This window comes from Candidatus Accumulibacter vicinus, from assembly GCF_000584955.1.
Lineage (GTDB): Bacteria > Pseudomonadota > Gammaproteobacteria > Burkholderiales > Rhodocyclaceae > Accumulibacter > Accumulibacter vicinus.
The window spans coordinates 19,120-21,608 of the sequence record NZ_JDSS02000049.1; the positions used below are offsets into that span (position 1 = coordinate 19,120).

Consider the following 2,489-nt stretch of genomic DNA (forward strand, 5'->3'; position numbering starts at 1 on the left):
GAGGCGGCTTACCTGCGCACCCTGGCGCCGGGAGAAGCCGCTCGGGTGATGGGCTCAGCAGAGCGGGCCCGCGCGGTGATGGGCGGCCGCAGCGTGCAGAGCGTGGTCAACGACGGGCGAGATCCCCTGTACCGCCTGGCGCGGGTGGGCGATGGAGCGGCGCATGCGTTGGTTGGGCATGCGGGGGTGAACCGGGCCTACGAAGCCGCCAAACAACCCGGTGGGGACCACCACGGCCTGGTTCAGCGGTATGCTGGAGAAGGGACGAGGCAAGTCGAGAAGGCGCTCAGGTCCTTGGACAAGCGGATCGCAGTGCACCACGACAAAATCGCGAACCCGGCGAAGTACGTGTCATTCGGCACGACATCGAAGGAAGTTTGGTATCTCGTGAACTCCTTCTGGCCCAAGGAAATCAAAACGCTTGCGGCCGACTCTGAAGTGCTGCGCGGGATTCTTGCGGAGAGAACGAATGGGCAATGAAGTGAAGTACCAAGCGCTTGTCGGCGACGTGTTGCGCTTGCTGGTCGAGCGTGCTGCCCAGGCGGGCGGCCCCCCGGGGTCGTTCGACCAGGGGGTGAAGATGGGCTACTTTGAGGCGGTCGCGTCCATCATGAACGAACTTGAAACCTTTGGTATCGACGCGAAGGATGTCGGGATGGAGGGCTTTGACCCCATGACGATGCTGATCCGCAAGGCCGCCTGACCTACACCAACGTCAGCACGTCGACCCCGTTGCCGCAGTCCGTCTGAAACGCGCACGCCACCTCGACGGCGCGCCGCGCGTCGTGCCCGAGGTGCATCACCGCCTCGGCGAAGTCCCGCCCCGACCCCCACGCGCAACGCTGGGCCTCGATGCGCATCGGGTACGGGCCGCAAGCCCAGGTGCGAATGCCCAACTGGTCGATCACGATCAGCGTGGCCTTGTCTTCCCTCGCCTTGGCCGGGAAACTTGCCGGCAGTGCCCCGGCCTTGAACCACTCGCGCATCTCGGCGCCGGTGTCCCAGTCGCCGGTGATCCCGAGCAGGGAGCTGCCGTGGCGCTCGATCTTCGTGCAGGCCCTGGCGATGCCGCCACCGGAGACGGCGCGCTTGTCCGCGGCCAGAGCGCTGCCGTCCCATGCGATCACCGTCACCCCATCACCTCCACGCGCAGCGCCATGAGCTTGTATGCGTCGACGCGGTCCTCGTCGGTGATGGTCTCCACCCAGCGCGCGACGACTGGCCCGCCGCGGGGCAGGGCGTCGATCAGTGCGAGCTCCATCTCGAAGATTTCGGCGTAGAGCGCTTCCATGCCGGCCGTGAACTCGTGCACCGGCTGGCCGAAGTAGATCAGGCACTCACACAGCCGCGGGCCGAGGGGCGCGTCGGTCGCCGGTGAAACCCGACTCGGCACGATGCGCACCATCGGATAGTCGCCCGGCGTCATGTTCGCTTCGAGGCCGATCTTGCAGGTGTTGACGCCGGGCACCGCGGCCAGCAGGTCACGCAGCGTGACCAGAGATGGATAGACGTTGATCATGGGTCAGCTCCGGGTCAGTTCCACACTGGCCCAGCTCGAGCCGCCAGACGGCGCAGTGCCAGATGCCGCGTCGGCGGCAACCTGTGCCGCACGGGCTTGCGGCAGCAAGGCGTCGAACTCCTTGCGGTAGATCGCCAGCTTGGCGGTGAACAGGTCGTCCGGAGCTTTCTGCGATTCCATGCACGTCAGCACGTAGCTGCGCACGACGGTCAGCCGCTCCACCCATTCGGCCGGAAACGTCCCGAGGGTGGCAACGTCGGCAGCGGCCCGGGTCTCGACCTCGGCGGCGACCAGCGGCGCCAGGTACTTGTCGTGATAGGTGTAGGTGAGTGGCATGTCACTTCTCCGTGGCCAGCAAGGCCGTCAGTCGGGCTGCGAACAGGCGCGGCGCCTGGGCCGCAGCGCGCACCAGCCAGGGGTCGCCCTTGTAGCCCGGGTGGCGCGCGCTGCGCGCGAACGAGAAGGCCCCGCCGCTGGGCCAGCGCAGCGTCTTCTTGTTCTTCGGCCTGATCACGTGCGGCTTCGTCCCCCAGTGCACGAACACGGCATGCGGTGCGTGTTGCAGGTCGTGGCCGACCTCCCAGCCGCCGGCGATGGGGCGTTTGTAGATCGAGCGCACGAGCGCGCCGGTCTTGTGGTGTGTGGCAGCCTGGCTCTCGACGTAGTCCTCAACGTCTTCTGCCGTGGCTGCCAATGCGCGCTTCGGCAGCTGCGCTAGGCGCTTCATGGTCATCCTGACGCCGTCGGCGCCGGTGATCTTGGCGGAGATTTTCATGTGCACGCCTCGTCGATGGCCAGAATCAGCAGCAGGGCCAGGTGGTCGCTGGCCGTGTCCAGGGCGCCGGCGGTTTCGACCGCGTCGTGCGGCGCGGCAATCTGCGCGGCTGCTGACAACTGCGGCACGCTGCTGGCAGCCGCGTCAGAGCCACCGGGCGGCGCATCGGCTTCCCCCAGGGGTCCATCTGCGAGG

The 2,489-nt window shown here is 67.2% G+C and carries 6 protein-coding genes and 1 pseudogene; 2 read left to right on the top strand and 5 right to left on the bottom strand.

The genetic code is table 11. The features are described 5' to 3' along the window. Both CAPSK01_RS24105 and CAPSK01_RS19745 read left to right on the top strand, forming a co-directional pair. Positions 1 to 480, top strand: a pseudogene (locus tag CAPSK01_RS24105) (hypothetical protein); the annotation flags it as partial. Then, a complete protein-coding gene (locus tag CAPSK01_RS19745; RefSeq protein WP_034930847.1) occupies positions 470 to 703 on the top strand; it encodes a hypothetical protein in 234 nt (77 codons plus the stop codon). The pseudogene CAPSK01_RS24105 and the gene CAPSK01_RS19745, both read left to right, overlap by 11 nt. 1 nt (position 704) lies before the next feature. Here the strand turns inward: CAPSK01_RS19745 and CAPSK01_RS19750 are convergent, their stop codons facing one another. From CAPSK01_RS19750 to CAPSK01_RS24110, 5 genes are all read right to left on the bottom strand, one after another. Then, a complete protein-coding gene (locus CAPSK01_RS19750) occupies positions 705 to 1,133 on the bottom strand; it encodes a hypothetical protein (protein WP_034930849.1) in 429 nt (142 codons plus the stop codon). Continuing rightward, positions 1,130 to 1,519 (bottom strand): hypothetical protein, encoded by a 390-nt coding sequence (locus tag CAPSK01_RS19755; protein ID WP_034930852.1) that lies wholly within the window; start codon positions 1,517 to 1,519, stop codon positions 1,130 to 1,132. The genes CAPSK01_RS19750 and CAPSK01_RS19755 overlap by 4 nt, the downstream gene beginning before the upstream one ends. A 3-nt stretch (positions 1,520 to 1,522) precedes the next feature. Next, positions 1,523 to 1,855: a hypothetical protein gene (locus CAPSK01_RS19760; protein WP_034930853.1), complete on the bottom strand. Its 333-nt coding sequence runs from the start codon at positions 1,853 to 1,855 to the stop codon at positions 1,523 to 1,525. Position 1,856: 1 nt separating this feature from the next. Then, the gene (locus CAPSK01_RS19765) at positions 1,857 to 2,294 is read right to left on the bottom strand and encodes a hypothetical protein (RefSeq protein ID WP_273704148.1); all 438 of its coding nucleotides are present in this window, start codon (positions 2,292 to 2,294) and stop codon (positions 1,857 to 1,859) included. Then, positions 2,291 to 2,489 (bottom strand): hypothetical protein (locus CAPSK01_RS24110; RefSeq protein ID WP_273704149.1); only part of this gene is annotated, 199 nt, incomplete at its 5' end. The genes CAPSK01_RS19765 and CAPSK01_RS24110, both read right to left, overlap by 4 nt.